Origin of the sequence: Rhodococcus sp. IC4_135, assembly GCF_011602025.1 — a bacterium.
Classification (GTDB): Bacteria; Actinomycetota; Actinomycetes; order Mycobacteriales; family Mycobacteriaceae; genus Rhodococcus_F; species Rhodococcus_F baikonurensis.
In genome coordinates, this window is the sequence record NZ_JAAOLG010000015.1 from 33,262 (window position 1) to 47,410 (window position 14,149).

A 14,149-nucleotide genomic window follows, 5' to 3' on the forward strand; every position below is an offset into this window, starting at 1 on the left:
CTCGGCCGGTTGGTCATTACAGGCTAACCCCGACAGGCGAAATGCAGAATAAGGAAATAGGGGACAAATTTATTCGTCAGGCATCGTGATGCCGAGTTCTTGTGCTTTTTCGGCGACTGCCTCGGGAAATACGTTCTTGAACAGATAAAGGTCTTGGCCGATCACCCAACCGGGTGCCAACGCCGTCGCATATCGCTCGAAGTATCCGAGTTGCTTACCGAAAAGAACCAATTCCTCGGGACTCGCGACACCCCACTGTTTGCCCAATTGAATCAGTGCCATGATCAATTCACTGAGCTTGAGTTCACCCAGGTCACGGCCGAGAATCGGGGCGAGGGCTGTCGCCACCTGCATTCCGAGTTGAGCGTCGTCGACTTCGTAGTCGGTTGCATAACCCAAGGATCGAATTCCGCGAGCGACGCGGGCGAAATCCCCGTCGATGAGAGTCGCGCGGAACATATCGGACAGGATCGAGCGCCACGTTTCCGGAAGAACTCCGACAATGCCGAAGTCGAGCATCGCTATCCGGCCGTCGTCGAGGACCCACAGATTCCCGGCATGTACGTCTCCGTGGAACGGACCGTGAACGATGACAGATTCGAGCCAGACCTTCACACCGCGCCGGATCAGCATTCGGGCTTCGTCGATTCCGTCCGGGCCGGCGACGAACCGATCGAGCGGAACGCCCCGCATGCGTTCCATACAGATGACTCGGGGACCGCAGTAGTCCCAGTAGACCTCTGGCGTCGTGACTCCTTTGTTGTCGCCGAACGCACTGATGTTGTTCCGGAAGGTGGTCTGCCGGTCGGCCTCGACTGCGCTGTTCAATTCCGTCATCGTGGCGTTGTGCAGATCGCGAATGATGGCGGTGGCATTGGCAATTCGAAGGAACTCGACAAACTTCTCGAGGATGTTCGCGCCCCAGTACGCCGCCCGCAGGTCGACCAGCATCCGCGCATAGATGTCCGGACGCTGGATCTTGATGACGGCCTCTCGGCCGTCGTGCAGAACGCACGCGTGCACCTGTGCAACCGACGCGGCCGCGAGAGGTACATCGTCGAACTTCGCGAACAGGTCGTCCACGGAGTACCCGAGGTCCTTCAGCACGACGCTCCGAGCCTGCTCGGCAGGAAAGGACGGAACGTCGTCGAGACAACGTAGGCACGCATTGGCGACCGGGGCCGGGAACAGGCCGGACGACGACGCGACCAGTTGGCCGAGCTTGACGAAGGTGGGACCCAGTGCGATGAATCCGTCGACCATCCCGTCGGAGGCAGCGTCTGCCCACGTGCGTCCGCGCTTGCGGAAAGGCCACACGATCAGCGCCAACATGATCGACGTGGACAATACGACGGCGATGATCGCGGAACGCCACAGCTGGGCGAGGCCGAAGCGTTCGAGGTCCGGCATGCGGACCTCGAGGGCAGAGGCGGGCACTCCTGACGAGTACGGTCCGACAGGTCGCGTTGGATCCAGCACAGCTCTCCCTCGTTCAACGAGCGCATCCAGCATTTTGCCGTGAGATCACTTACGCGACCCCTTCCGTTAGTCAGTATGCCAAGTCACACATAACTGCCGGAACCGCCTACGGATTCAGCCTACGATCGGTGAATGCGTGAGCACTTGATCCCGATCGGCGAGGTTGCACAATCGTTCGGAATCGCGGCGTCGACCTTGCGCTATTACGAGGACGAAGGACTGCTGTCCGCGCGGTCGCGAACTGGCGGCAAACGCTGGTACGGCCAGCGTGAGCTGCGCCGCCTGGCCTTGATCCGGATGTACACCGAGACGGGAATGTCCTTGGAACAGGTGCGGTCCTTCATCGAAACCGACACTACGTCCGAGCAGTTCTCCACGGTTCTCGCAGATCAAGTGTCGACCCTCGAGGCGCAGATCGCCGCCGCTACGCGAGCGAAACTTATTCTCGAGCATCACCTGACGTGTCGGCAAGAGCGTCCGATGCAGTGCGCGTGGTTGCTCGAGCAGCTCGACAAACGCGTCGAAGCGGCGCTTTACTTCAAGTTGACTTGAACCTCCATAGTTAGGGCGCACTTACCGCTCTATCCGGAGGTTGACCATGTCGGCACGACGATGGCTGCCGCTCATCGCCGCATGCATCGGAACTTTTCTGTTACTGACGTACGCCACGATCACGACGATCGCGGTGCCGGCCATCGCGGTCGGTTTGGACGGCAGTACAGGCGCGATGTCCTGGGTCGTCGACGCCTACACGCTGGCTTTGGCTGCTCTTCTGGTGGGCATGGGCGCACTCGGTGATGCGTGGGGACGCAAACGCCTCTACATCTGCGGACTGGTCGTGTTCCTGGTGGCAACGGCTGTGTGCGCGATTGCTCCGGACGTCACGGTTCTGGTCGCAGCCCGTGGCGCTCAAGGAATTGCCGGTGCGGCGATGTTCGCGACGCTCCTGCCTCTGCTCGGCGACGCATATTCGGGCCGCGATCGTCACGTCGCCTTTGCTGCGTGGGGTGCCGTCGCTGGATTGGCGGCGGGAATCGGGAACGTTGCAGGAGGGCTGCTGACGCAGTTCTTCGACTGGCGTGCGGTCTTCTATTTCGGAATACCCGTGGCCGCAGTGGCGCTCGCAATGGCTGTGTTCTGTTTCGCCGACAGTGAGCGCGGCGACGACAACATCGACTGGGCCGGAATCGTTTTGTTCACCCTCGCTGCCGTTGCCGCGGTTCTCGGCGTGACGTGGGGCGGCGACATCGGGTGGGCTTCGTCGTCGACAGTTCTTGCCTTCCTGATCGCAATCGGTGCGCTGACGGCGTTTGTGTCCTGGCAGCGTCGAAGCGGCAGCCCGATGCTCGATCCGGCATTGTTCCGATCCCTGAAATTCGACGGCGTCCTCGTCGCTGCGTTCGGGTACTACCTCGCGGCCTACGGCCCGCTCGTGGTTCTTTCACTGTGGCTGCAGAACGGGCTGGGACTGTCGGCATCGACGGCCGCACTTGTGCTCTCGATTCAACCGCTCGCTTTTGTCACAGTATCGGCGCTGTGTGGATCGCGGCTTCAGCGCGTCGACCTTCGACTGTCGCTCGGATTAGGGACGGTCCTGTGCGGAATCGGTTGCGTGGCCATGCTGTACGTTCTCGTCGAGCCGCTCTGGCCCGCGCTGATCGCCGGGCTGATTCTGACCGGTGTCGGTTCGGCGACGGTATCGCCGGTGCTGCCGGGCGCGGCGATGTCGGATGCCCCGACAGAGCGCGCCGGGACCGCTTCGGCAACAGCCAACTCGTCGCGTCAATTCGGGCTTGCCGTCGGAATTGCGTTGTGCGGCTCGCTCTTCGCTGGTTCGGACGAGTTCGCCCTGCTGTGGCCGTTGGTCTTTTGCGCGGGCGTCGGAATGCTCACAGGTTTTACATCGATCCTTCTCTTTTCTCGTTCGTCAACTCCTGCAACAGTTCAACCAATCGCCGAAAGGGCACACACATGACCACGCTGCTCACTCCACGACCGCACAGGTGTCTCGTGATGGACTGGAATCGCCGCAGGTTCCTCGGCGCCGCAGCGGGATTGGCTGCCTCACTGGCAGTGGCCGGTTGCTCGCGCTCGGGTGCAGACGACGGGGGTGTAGGCGATGCAGGCTGGTCCTTCACCGATGATCGCGGAAACCTGATCGAATTGGATTCACCGCCAAGGACATTTGTCGCCTACACCGGTATCGCGGGTGCTCTGTGGGATTACGGACTGGTGCCGGTCGGTGTTTTCGGGGCACTGACACGATCTCCGGGATCGACGGACACCAGCATCTCCGGCAACTTGGATTTCTCGAAGACTGACATGGTCGGGCAACTCTGGGGACAAGTGGAACTCGAGAAGATCGCTGCGCTCGAGCCGGACGTCGTCATCGTCCCTCAGTTGCGCGGGTCGGCATTACTCGACGAGGCGAACTTGGATGCAGTGAAAGGCTTGTCGTCAGTACTTTTCGTGGAAACAGCAACAGGAAACATCGATTCCATCGTGCAGGACATTGTGCAACTGGCCGTGGAACTCGGAGCGGACCAGGATCTGGAGGCGCAGAGAGAGGACTACCGCGCTGCGCGTGAGCGAATCTCCGAAGTTGCTTCCTCCCTGAAGAAATCACCGGTTTTGTTCGTGTCCGCAGATCCGGACACGATTCGTGTCAGTCGTTCGGGATTCCCGATCCTCGCTGATCTGACGGGTCTGGGCCTTGCCGTCGTCGATCCGGCCGAGGGCTCGTCGGTCTACGTCGAGAAACTGGCCTGGGAGATGGCGGACCACTATCCGGCCGACATGATCTTCCTCGACGACCGCCCGTCCAGTTTGCAACTGGATTCGCTCGGCACGAATCCTGCGTGGTCCAACTTGCCCGCGGTGAAGGCAGGGAAGGTCGGCACCTGGAATCCGGAACCCGTGCTCAGTTATGCCGGGATCGCCCGTACGTACAACTCTCTGGCTGACCAACTGCTGGCATTCTCACATTCCTGACCGCCGCGTCGTCTACGACGTATGGACCTCTTCACCGATCTGCCTGCTCGAGTTGATTCCCTCGATTGGCCTGCGCTGATCGAGGGAATCAACGCCAGTGGGTGTGCACAGGCGGCGCCGATGCTCGACGAGTCGGAGTGTCGCGAAATCGCTTCCTGGTACTCGGAGGTCGACCGCTTTCGGAGCACCGTCGACATGGCTCGATACCGCTTCGGTCAGGGGGAGTACCGGTACTTCGGTGATCCCGTACCGGAACCGATCACGGCTATGCGAGCGGCCTTCTACCGGCACCTGCTGCCCGTGGCGCGGGAGTGGGCGTTCGAACTGGGGGACAGTGCGCCGTGGCCGGACACTTTCGAAGAATGGATCGATCAGTGCCACGACGCCGGCCAGAATCGGCCGACCCCGATTCTTCTGTCCTACGGACCCGGCGACTGGAATGCTCTGCATCGGGACCTGTACGGAGAGTTGGTATTTCCCTTGCAAATCGTGATCGGGCTCGACAGACCTCGCATCGACCACTCCGGCGGCGAGTTCTTGCTCGTGGAACAGCGGCCGCGCGCCCAGTCGAAAGCGACGGTGACGGTGCTCGAACAGGGGCACGCGTTGATCTTCACCACGCGGGATCGGCCGGTTCAGAGTTCGCGTGGGTGGTCGAGAGCACCTGTGCGGCATGGTGTCAGCGTGGTGCACTCCGGCACGCGTCGAACATTGGGATTGGTGCTTCATGATGCCGAGTAAGACGTACATCCTCCGCGACGCTCGCAACAAACCCTACGAGAGTTCGACGCCCGGTGCGCTTGGTGGGCATCGGAAAACGAAGATCTACGGGCGGCTCGACTGTCGAGGGGCTGCGCAGGCAATCGCACGCGGTGGGTACGTCGCCAGTCGGGTGTTCTTCGCGGACGAGCCGACCGCGATTGCGGCCGGCTATCGCCCCTGCGCCGTCTGCATGCCCGAAGGTTACGCAGCATGGAAGGCAGCCACTACGCACCGAAGCGGTCGCGGTACTCCTTCGGAATGAGCGGCTTGTCGCCGCGGACCTTCAGCTGCTGGACAGCCCAGGTATTGCCGTCCGGGTCGGCGAATCCGAAGAAGGTGCCCCCGTCACGCTCGTCGAAGACGGTGACCTCACTGGCATCGACGCCGCGGTCGATGAGCTCTTGGCGAGCCGTTGCAGCGTCGGCCACGACCAACTGCAATCCCTTCAACGAACCAGGGGCCATCTCGGTTTGCGACGGCAGGTTGCCGATGACGATCGAGCAGCCCGAACCACGCGGAGTGAGCTGGGCGACCGTCATGTGTTCGTTGACGGTGTGGTGGTCGAGATCGAAACCGACCTTGTCACGGCAGAACTCGATGGAGCGGTCGAGGTCACTGACGGGGACGATGACTACTTCGAGGGTCCAGTCCATGAAACTGCCTTTCGCTGGGGAGGTTCGGGCAAACAGGTGGTCAGAGTTGCGCGACGATCTTGTCCAGGCGTTCGTAACCTTCGGTGACACCGAGCTCCATATTGCTCTCGATCATTCCGTCTCGCGCTTCGAGGCTCGGATATACGGAATGACCGGAGAGGCGGGTGCGTCCGTTGCCCAGATCCTCGAACGTGATCGATTCGATGCTGACGATGTCGGGGAATCCCTCGTATTCGAAGGTCTGGATGGCAAAGTCGTTTTCGCGAACAACGTGAAATACACCGTTGAACCGGAACTCTTCGCCCTCGGGGTTGCGATGGACGTACTTGTATCGACCGCCGCTGACGAACTCGTATTCGTCGATCTCCATCTCGTATCCGTTGGGGCCTAGCCACTGCTTGACCAGTTCGGGATTCGAATGAGCTGCGAAGACGGCACTGACGGGTGCGTCGAACTCACGGGTGATGTCGATGTACGGCACGCCCTCAGGAGCCGTGATGGTGACGGGATTGGTGGTAGCCATGGCTAAGTCTCCTTCTGTGTGGTGCTGAGTAGGTGATCGAGCTTGCGGAACTGTTGTTCGTGGATCAGTCGATAGCGGTCGATCCAGGCGGTCAAAGCCTCGAGAGTTGCGGCGTTGAGATGTACCGGCCGCCTCTGGGCTTCGCGGCTGCGGGTGACCAAACCCGCGGCTTCGAGTACCTGAATATGTTTGGAGACGGCCTGTTTCGTGATCTCGAATGGCTCGGCCAACTCGTTGACCGTGTGGGGGCCGGTGCTCAGGCGGGCGATGATCCGCCGTCGTACCGGGTCGGCAAGCGCCATGAACGCTTTGTCGAGGCGCTCGTCTGCCCCTGGATCCACGATCACTTGTCAACCATCTCCTTTATCAACCAATCTGTTGATTACGCTACGGGCCCATGCGAAGGGTGTCAATGCTTCGAAACCGATTAGCGTGGAATCCATGAACGCTCTGATTCCTCGGCCACGTATGGAGGTGGCACCGGGGGCGATTCTCGTTCCGGATTGGCTCAGCATCGAACAACAGCGCAGATTGGTGGCTGAGTGCCGACGGTGGGCGACCGCCCCTGTTCCGATGCGTTCGGCTGTTGTCCCCGGTGGGCACAAGATGTCGGTGCAGACGGTCTGTCTCGGTTGGCACTGGCAGCCGTACAAATACACCCGCACCGCCGACGACGTGAACGGCGCGCCCGTTGCAGCGGTACCTGACTGGCTCGTCGACCTCGGCCGCACCGCAGTCGCCTCTGCCTACGGTGACCCGACTGCGGGGGAGAGATACACGCCGGACACTGCCCTGATCAATTTCTACGAGGAGGGCGCTCGGATGGGCATGCACCAGGACAAGGACGAGCGTTGCGACGCTCCCGTCGTCTCACTGAGCGTCGGCCAGAGTTGTGTCTTTCGGTTCGGTAATTCCGAGAATCGAAATAAGCCGTACAGCGACGTCGAACTCCATTCGGGTGATCTGTTCGTGTTCGGTGGAGAGTCTCGGTTCGCGTATCACGGAGTGCCGAAAGTTATCGCCGGAAGTGCAAGCCCCGACATCGGTTTGTCGTCCGGGCGGCTGAACATCACCCTGCGGGATACCGGAATGTCGTGACTTTCTCACCCCTGCTGTGCCACTGGTGCAGCAGGGTCGAAGTCGGCGCTCGAAGGTCCGTCCCCGACCATCTCGACCAACTCGGTCGACGGCGGAGTTGGCAGCGTGCGCCAGCGTTCTCGTTCGAGGCGGTGGGGTTCTATCTCGTTCATGCCCTCATTATCGACTTCCGATTCCGATCCGTCGGCTCTTTGTGGGTGGACATTCGGTCAGGCATCGGGGTCGACGCCCGGCATCGACGAAGAAGCGTTCGCGGTCGGCAGCGGCGCAGGTTCCCCACGCAGCCGAGCCTCGCTCACCGAGCCGAAGGCCCAAGGAAAATGCTGCTGTCGCGCAACGGCATTCGGATCTTGGGTCGCGCCGCGGATCTGGGGGGGAGATTGGTGGGTTGATTCGAGACGACAGGGGTTCGCTTATTTCAGTGTCCTGTTGCGGCCGGCGAGGGAGCCGAAGACGAGTTGCACAGCGAGCAGCAGTAGCAATGCGATCAGGGGAGCCGTCCAGGAATCAACGGCATCGTGCAGTGCACCGAAAACCAGGGGACCAGTGGCCGCCAGAAGGTATCCGACGGACTGTGCCATTCCCGAGAGTGCCGCTGCTTGACCGTGATTGGCAGTGCGTAGTGCGAAGAAGGACAAGGCAATGACGATCGATCCGCCGATACCGATGCCGAGGAATGCATTCCACAGCAGGGCCCAGGAGGGGAGGAGAAGTTGGCCGAGGACTGCCGCCGCGGCGACTGCTACCAGCCCCAGCACCGCACCTCTCTGATCCTTGGGCAGTTTGTGCAGGAGCACGGCTGTGAGGAGGCTGCCGACGATCGAGAATATTTGCATGATGCCTTGGTGCAGTCCGGCGGTGGCAGCGGTTGTTCCGTGTGATTCTTCGATGGTGGGCCACCATGTCAGGGCTGTGTAGAAGAAGAGAGATTGGACCCCCATGAACATTGTGATCTGCCATCCGAGTGCGGAGCGCCACGGTGAGCTGTGGCCGCCCGGATGGGGGTCGAGGGCCGCAGCGTGATCGTGTTTCGGAAGCGTGCGTCGGCGAAGTTGGGGAAGAAAGACCCCAAATCCTATGACGGCCACGGCTGCCCAGATTCCGAATGCGATCCGCCATCCATGATCGGTGAGACCGGCGATCGGCACGGCGAGCCCGGATGCGGTCGCGGCGACTGCTGCAGAGATCGCCGAGAATATTCCGGTCAGACGACCGGCTTCGGTCGGAAAATCTCGTTTGAGGAGTGCCGGCAGTAGAACGTTCATCGTCGCGATGGACATGCCGAGCGCGATGGTGCCGATCCACAGCGCAGGCATCCACGGAACAGAGCGGATCACGATGGCCACGGCGAGGGTGCCGAGTGCTGCTGCGAGTGTCGGTTCCATTCCCCATCGAGCTGCGATCATGGGGGCGACGGGGGAGAATACTGCAAAGCACAGCAGTGGAAGGCTGATCAATGCTGATGCTGTTGTCGACGAAATCTCGAGGTCGGCGCGTACCTCACCGAGTAGCGGGCCGACGACCGTGATTGCGGCTCGAAGATTGGCCGCGATGAGAAGAATGCCGGCGATAACGAGGCCGCGGCGCATTAGCGGTATCGCGCTCGGGGTAGATGCCACGTGTTCGGTGTCGGGGACGACGTTGGCCGTAGGTGTACTCTCCTGGGGTCATCTGTGTCTGAATGTCTTGTGTTTCAATTATTTCGGCGTGTTTCGAAGGAAGAGGGATCGGCTGTGATCCATCAGTCGGACCACTGCGGCGGCTGCGCCGTCCGGATCGCGATCACGGATGGCCGCCAGCAGCTGCCGGTGTGGGTCGTCGTCGGTCCAAGGCTCGATGAATAGTTGTCGAGTCTCCTTGTCGGACTTACCTTGTGGGATGCTCATGGTGTCGGAGCGATCGAGGCTGCGGTAGATGTCCGTGATCAGTTGGTTCCCGCTCGCTGCGAACATCTCCAGGTGGAAGTCGAGGTCGTACTCGACGGATTTGGCGACGTCGGGCTCAGCGTCTCGGCGATCCAAAGCCCGAGTCATGCGGTCGATGTCTTCGGGCAGGGCTCGTTCCGCAGCGAGTCGGGCGGCGTAGAGCTCCAAAGCTTCACGGGCTTCGAAGATTTCGAGCACGTTCTCCGCCGCTGCACGTCTTTGCAGTGCAATTTCGAGTTCTGAGCTCGCGCAGACGTAGGTTCCGTCTCCCGGGCGCGCTTCGAGGAGTCCGGCATGGACGAGGCCGCGAATGGCCTCCCGGACTGTATTGCGGCTCGCGCCGGTCATTTCGACAAGTTGATGCTCGCCGGGGATCCTCTCCCCTAATTTCCAGTTGCCAGAAGTGATCTGGGACCGCAGTTGTTCCGCGATCTAGACTGACAGGGGGACATTGCGAGCGGTGGGTGCGATACGGAAATCCGGCATGAGTCAAATGTAGGACATTTGGTTGTTTGTGGATAGGTTTACCTTTGTGATGTATGGCACTGGGGTTCGATGGGCCTGGGCTGGGACCTGATTCTGCGTGCTCTGCGTGCACGTATGTACTCCTGCCGACCGTGCACGGGGCAGTTGCCCCGTCTCGGAGGGCAACCGCGATCGGTGACTCGCGAAATCCGATGCCTAGCAGACCCTCACGCATGGCGTCATTGTTGTGATTCCAGCGTCCATGCGGGTTGGTCTGCCACCTCCATGCCGGAGTGCAGCACCCAAACAGATGGCTCGGAGATGTAGGTGGCAGCATCGGTGAACCAGTATGTTTCGTCGGGTGCCCAGCCCGCGATGACGCTCGCCGTGTCGGCATCGACGTCGATCGCGGTTCCTGCCGCCGCCAGGTATCCCGTCACGGTGAGGTGCACTCCCTCAAAACTTTCCGCGACCTGCATCCAATCGGGGATGACCCACCTGCCTGATCGACCGGTCGTCCGGTACCAAACCTGCCGCGTTTCTGCGGTGACCTCGAGCGGGAACCGTCTGCACAGGTCTGACCAGGCTTGTGCACCGTCGATTTCGTAGATGCGTGCGCCATTCGGCGGCCGCAATGCCCGCACGACGGAGCGTTCCCATCCCATGCTGTCTTCGACGAACCACAAGCCCGCCGGAGTTCCGTCGAGCAGAGCCCTCGTCGAACACTGAGTGGGTGGATTAGACCACCAATAGCCTGACCAGTTCGCTTCAGGATCCACCGGGCGGTCACGTTCAGCTCTTGCTTCCGATTCCAGGGTGCTCGTGCGCCACTCGCTGAGCAGTCGTTGCGCAGCAGGCACTTCGCCTGTGCCCGGAGAGTCGTCACCTCGGCTCATGATCGACCATTGGTCAGACGCGGCAAGCGAGGTGCTCCACCACTGCGCGTGTTCGGATCCGGCGATGTGCTCGGCGACGCGTCGAAGCTCGTCTCGCACCACCGCGGTGGCGACGAGGACGTCTTCTCCGTCGGGCTCCTGCCAGTAGCGTGCCGCATCGACGGCTTCAGCGAGGGCGGAGCGTAGATCGACGGCGGTGACGTCGGGAAGCGATATTTCCGAGAGGCTGCGCGCCACGTCCTCGGCGGTGACTATGGTCTGACGGGCCTCTTCGGCGCCCGGGCCGAACAACACTCGGGTGGTTCCTTGCCCGACATCGAGGTGATAAGCCGCCCGGTGAGCGCTGATGCGGAACACACCGTCGCCTGGCTCCGGCCGCAGGGTGCGTTCGGCGTCGATCGCGTACGCGAGCAGCATCCTGCGCCCGCGCGGTCCCGACAGCAAAGATTCCGCAGTGAGCATCTGATCTCCCGTTTTTCTGGTTCAGGTCACGGTAGCTGAGGTCGGCGAGACGGAAGACTTGCTCCCCGTGGTGTCGGCGCACTGGACCGTTCGCCGTCACGAAGTAGATCGTCACACGCTGCATTCGGTGACGAAAGTGGACGGATGGGAACGCCAGGCCGCTGCCAGTCGCGGAACGCCGCCACTTGTGGTGAGCACGACCGTTGCCGTCGTTGTGCAGCCATGGTTTTCGTCCATCAGAGCTCGCACTGTTCGTCTGTAGTGACAGCGCAATAGGTCCTGCTCATTGCGCAGGATGATCCCGAATGAGAACTGAAAAGTCTGGGAGGCAGTTGTTTTGGCGAGAGCAACCTTTGTGTCATCAGTACAGTCTCGACCGAAACCAGTGATCGAGACTGATCATGTCTATCTTGTGCATGTCGAGACCCAGCTGGGCAGCAGCTTTCACTGCGTCGGCGCGGGGGATAGAGCTCTGGGGCAGAGTCCAATTGGTCTCCCGCGCATGATGCTCGAGAAGGTCGATGACTGTCCGTGGGGCAGGTTCGTTGACGTGAAGTGTTGAGCCGTAGCGAAATTGGTGTTCTATCGACAGCTTGTGGATAGATCGGGCGAGTAGGTCTACGTCGACTACTGACAGTACCGCGTTGCCGTCGTCGATGATCGAGTCGAGTCGAGAGACAATTCGCGTCAGTGTCGGCAGAAACCATCTGTCGCCGGGTCCGTACACGAGATGGGGCCGGACGACGAGGCCGCCGGCGTCGCGCACGAACTTCTCGGCGAGAGCCCGCGTGCGACTGGCAGGTGAGAGGGGTTTGAGAGGTGCGCCGTTGACCGGCAGGTCTCGAAACGGGCCTGGCCCGTACACCGCGGCCGTGCTGACGTAGAGCAGCCGTTCGACGCCGACGGCGGTGGCGATCGACGCAACGTTACGTATGCCGTGTTCGTTGACGTGAACACACTGTTGTTCGTCGTCGCCCACGTACGACACGCAGCAGATGACGGTCGACGCCTGGCTCATTGCAACTCGTAGAGAGGCGCTTTCGTTGATGTCGCCGATAGTGGCGGCAATTCCGTTGCGGCTGAGTTGCTTGGCCGCGCCGTCCGTGCGAACGAAACCGATCGCAGCGTTTCCGTCCCGGGAAACCAACTGGTTCATCACCGCCGAGCCGATGAAACCAGTGGCCCCGAGGACCAGAGTCGTCACGGTGTGTCCGTGTCGGGAGCGTTGCTGCCGGGTCTTTCGACGTATCGTTGAGATTCATTCCGTCGGCAACGAGAGCTGGGTAGATCATGCAGGAGCGTGCGGTCCTCACGCGCCAGGCTGTCATTTTGGGTGCTGCGAAGAGTTTTGAGAAGTTCGGGTACTCCGCCAGTCTGGGCACGATCTTGCAACACGGGGGTGTGTCCAAGGGCGCGATGTATTTTCATTTCGCGTCCAAGGAGGAGCTTGCGCACGCGGTCATCGCAGCGCAGCACGGTATGGCGATGGAGGGGACCCGACGGGTTGCTGCGCATTCCGACATTGCGGTCGAAACCCTTGTGCTCGTTTCGCAGGAGATGGCTCGGCAGCTTGTGACGGAGCCCATCGCGCGAGGTGGCATGCGGTTGACGATGGAGATCGGCAGTATTCAAGGTCCCATCGAACAGCCGTACCTCGATTGGATCGAGGCCATCAAGCAGGTGGCAACCCAAGCGGCGGAAGCCGGCGATATCGTCCCGGGCACCGACATCGACGCGTTGGCTCGATTCGTCGTGGGGTCGTTCACCGGAGTGCAGATTCTCTCGGAAATGCTGACGGGCAGAACCGATCTGTACGAGCGGTTGAGTCAGATGTGGAACTTGGTGTTGCCCACGATTGTCCGCGAGGACAAGTTGGCGCATGTCATGCAACTGGCCGCGCTTGCACCGAGGGAGTGGGAACCTCCGAGCGTTTGACGTCAACGACGCTACGAGAAGGACGTGTCCGTGTCCTCTCATAATTGGTCCGCAACTGTAAGTTCAAGTTCCGCAGTCGTTTCCAGTTCTTGAGTGAACCGAACTCGGTGCACACGGCCTGACGCGTCGAGTGGAGTCGTTGACACCTCGCACGGCGTTTCCCATTCGGTGAACCTCGGAAAGGTCGCCGAGAGTGAGGCGATACGTGTTGCTGGGGCGCCGGTGCGGTACCGCACCGCCTGTCGAGCGGCCTCGAAAAGGATCATTCCCGGGATGTGGTCGACGGGGTGGTCGAAAAGGGAGTGGTTGCGCGGATCGGGAGTGCAGTACATCGTGTGCCCAGCAGCATCAGTACTGATGAGCACATCTCCATCGGTCAAACGTCCGACCCGCTCCGAACCGACCACCGCGGTTCCGGTGGGAAGGATGCGCCGACTCGGGCGGTAGTCTTCTCGTCCTTGTCGAATTCGACGGTATCCCTCGGGGCTGACTCCTCGCGCAACAGCTTTGCATCCGGCGACGTGCCGGGCGCCCTCTCGGAGGACCCCCGTCATTTCGACGCCCGAGACCGCTCCGTCGCGATGGGTGAGGTTGTCCACTGTCATCGAGAAACTCAACGGCTCCGCGACTGGTTGCACGTCGAGCGCATCCAACATCTCGAAGCTGAATGTTTCCATGAGGAACTTGTAGTGCAGTGGAATGTCGTATCGGGTGTGGCACAGAAGCACCACTGCCTGCCGGAATGCTTCTGCCACCCCGAGCGGATCGTGTTGCTCGCTCGATGCGTCGAATATTCGGTGCGAGAGCGGGAGTTGCACAGCAACCTGGTACGCCGAGTTCGATTCGATCCGGTAGTCCGTCAGGAAAACCTCGGCAACAGCATGTCTGTGGACGAGATGTCGCGGCACTGTGCGTGTGTATTCCATTGATTGAATGCACCTTTCGATGTTCACTCGTGTC

Annotated in this window: 17 protein-coding genes; 7 read left to right on the forward strand and 10 right to left on the reverse strand. The window is 61.1% G+C overall.

Annotation, left to right across the window (positions count from 1 at the left end; all coding sequences use genetic code 11):
- Positions 1-69: 69 nt before the first annotated feature.
- The gene (locus G8767_RS23185; RefSeq protein ID WP_166812014.1) at positions 70-1,479 is read right to left on the reverse strand and encodes an AarF/UbiB family protein; all 1,410 of its coding nucleotides are present in this window, start codon (positions 1,477-1,479) and stop codon (positions 70-72) included.
- A 132-nt stretch (positions 1,480-1,611) separates the two neighbouring features.
- On the opposite strand from G8767_RS23185, the gene G8767_RS23190 reads away from it, so the two are divergent.
- Genes G8767_RS23190 through G8767_RS23210 form a run of 5 tightly spaced genes read left to right on the forward strand, consistent with a single transcriptional unit; the run spans position 1,612 to position 5,494 of the window.
- The gene (locus tag G8767_RS23190) at positions 1,612-2,031 is read left to right on the forward strand and encodes a MerR family transcriptional regulator (RefSeq protein WP_166812016.1); all 420 of its coding nucleotides are present in this window, start codon (positions 1,612-1,614) and stop codon (positions 2,029-2,031) included.
- A gap of 46 nt (positions 2,032-2,077) precedes the next feature.
- Positions 2,078-3,454, forward strand: coding sequence for an MFS transporter (locus G8767_RS23195; protein WP_166812018.1), 1,377 nt, complete (start codon positions 2,078-2,080; stop codon positions 3,452-3,454).
- Positions 3,455-3,492: 38 nt separating this feature from the next.
- On the forward strand, positions 3,493-4,470 hold the full coding sequence (locus G8767_RS23200; protein WP_235170453.1) for an ABC transporter substrate-binding protein: 978 nt from the start codon (positions 3,493-3,495) through the stop codon (positions 4,468-4,470).
- A gap of 21 nt (positions 4,471-4,491) precedes the next feature.
- On the forward strand, positions 4,492-5,211 hold the full coding sequence (locus tag G8767_RS23205; RefSeq protein WP_166812022.1) for a 2OG-Fe(II) oxygenase: 720 nt from the start codon (positions 4,492-4,494) through the stop codon (positions 5,209-5,211).
- The gene (locus G8767_RS23210; RefSeq protein ID WP_124569576.1) at positions 5,201-5,494 is read left to right on the forward strand and encodes an Ada metal-binding domain-containing protein; all 294 of its coding nucleotides are present in this window, start codon (positions 5,201-5,203) and stop codon (positions 5,492-5,494) included. Before G8767_RS23205 ends, G8767_RS23210 begins: the two co-directional genes overlap by 11 nt.
- Here G8767_RS23210 and G8767_RS23215 read toward each other — a convergent pair.
- From G8767_RS23215 to G8767_RS23225, 3 genes are read right to left on the reverse strand one after another with little or no spacing between them, the layout of a single operon-like run.
- Positions 5,457-5,885 (reverse strand): VOC family protein, encoded by a 429-nt coding sequence (locus G8767_RS23215; protein ID WP_166812024.1) that lies wholly within the window; start codon positions 5,883-5,885, stop codon positions 5,457-5,459. The two genes, G8767_RS23210 and G8767_RS23215, sit on opposite strands and share 38 nt — an antisense overlap.
- Before the next feature lie 40 nt (positions 5,886-5,925).
- A complete protein-coding gene (locus G8767_RS23220) occupies positions 5,926-6,408 on the reverse strand; it encodes an SRPBCC family protein (protein ID WP_095971994.1) in 483 nt (160 codons plus the stop codon).
- A 2-nt stretch (positions 6,409-6,410) separates the two neighbouring features.
- The gene (locus tag G8767_RS23225; protein ID WP_029256427.1) at positions 6,411-6,755 is read right to left on the reverse strand and encodes a metalloregulator ArsR/SmtB family transcription factor; all 345 of its coding nucleotides are present in this window, start codon (positions 6,753-6,755) and stop codon (positions 6,411-6,413) included.
- A gap of 94 nt (positions 6,756-6,849) precedes the next feature.
- Here G8767_RS23225 and G8767_RS23230 point away from each other — a divergent pair, with 94 nt between their 5' ends.
- Positions 6,850-7,506, forward strand: coding sequence for an alpha-ketoglutarate-dependent dioxygenase AlkB (locus G8767_RS23230; RefSeq protein ID WP_166812026.1), 657 nt, complete (start codon positions 6,850-6,852; stop codon positions 7,504-7,506).
- A gap of 5 nt (positions 7,507-7,511) precedes the next feature.
- On the opposite strand, the gene G8767_RS23235 is transcribed toward G8767_RS23230, so the two are convergent.
- The 5 genes from G8767_RS23235 to G8767_RS23255 form a co-directional block, all read right to left on the reverse strand.
- Positions 7,512-7,658, reverse strand: coding sequence for a hypothetical protein (locus tag G8767_RS23235; protein WP_166812028.1), 147 nt, complete (start codon positions 7,656-7,658; stop codon positions 7,512-7,514).
- Positions 7,659-7,919: 261 nt separating this feature from the next.
- Complete coding sequence (locus tag G8767_RS23240; protein ID WP_346843024.1) at positions 7,920-9,125, reverse strand: MFS transporter; 1,206 nt, start codon at positions 9,123-9,125, stop codon at positions 7,920-7,922.
- A 78-nt stretch (positions 9,126-9,203) separates the two neighbouring features.
- The gene (locus G8767_RS23245) at positions 9,204-9,863 is read right to left on the reverse strand and encodes an FCD domain-containing protein (protein WP_346843030.1); all 660 of its coding nucleotides are present in this window, start codon (positions 9,861-9,863) and stop codon (positions 9,204-9,206) included.
- 272 nt (positions 9,864-10,135) lie between these two features.
- Entirely contained in the window at positions 10,136-11,254 is a 1,119-nt protein-coding gene (locus G8767_RS23250) for a hypothetical protein (protein WP_166812032.1), read from the reverse strand.
- Between the two features lie 361 nt (positions 11,255-11,615).
- Positions 11,616-12,458 (reverse strand): NAD-dependent epimerase/dehydratase family protein, encoded by an 843-nt coding sequence (locus G8767_RS23255; protein WP_166812034.1) that lies wholly within the window; start codon positions 12,456-12,458, stop codon positions 11,616-11,618.
- Positions 12,459-12,544: 86 nt separating this feature from the next.
- On the opposite strand from G8767_RS23255, the gene G8767_RS23260 reads away from it, so the two are divergent.
- Entirely contained in the window at positions 12,545-13,189 is a 645-nt protein-coding gene (locus G8767_RS23260; RefSeq protein ID WP_019745609.1) for a ScbR family autoregulator-binding transcription factor, read from the forward strand.
- A 38-nt stretch (positions 13,190-13,227) separates the two neighbouring features.
- On the opposite strand, the gene G8767_RS23265 is transcribed toward G8767_RS23260, so the two are convergent.
- Positions 13,228-14,115: a ScbA/BarX family gamma-butyrolactone biosynthesis protein gene (locus G8767_RS23265; protein WP_166812036.1), complete on the reverse strand. Its 888-nt coding sequence runs from the start codon at positions 14,113-14,115 to the stop codon at positions 13,228-13,230.
- Positions 14,116-14,149: the final 34 nt, after the last annotated feature.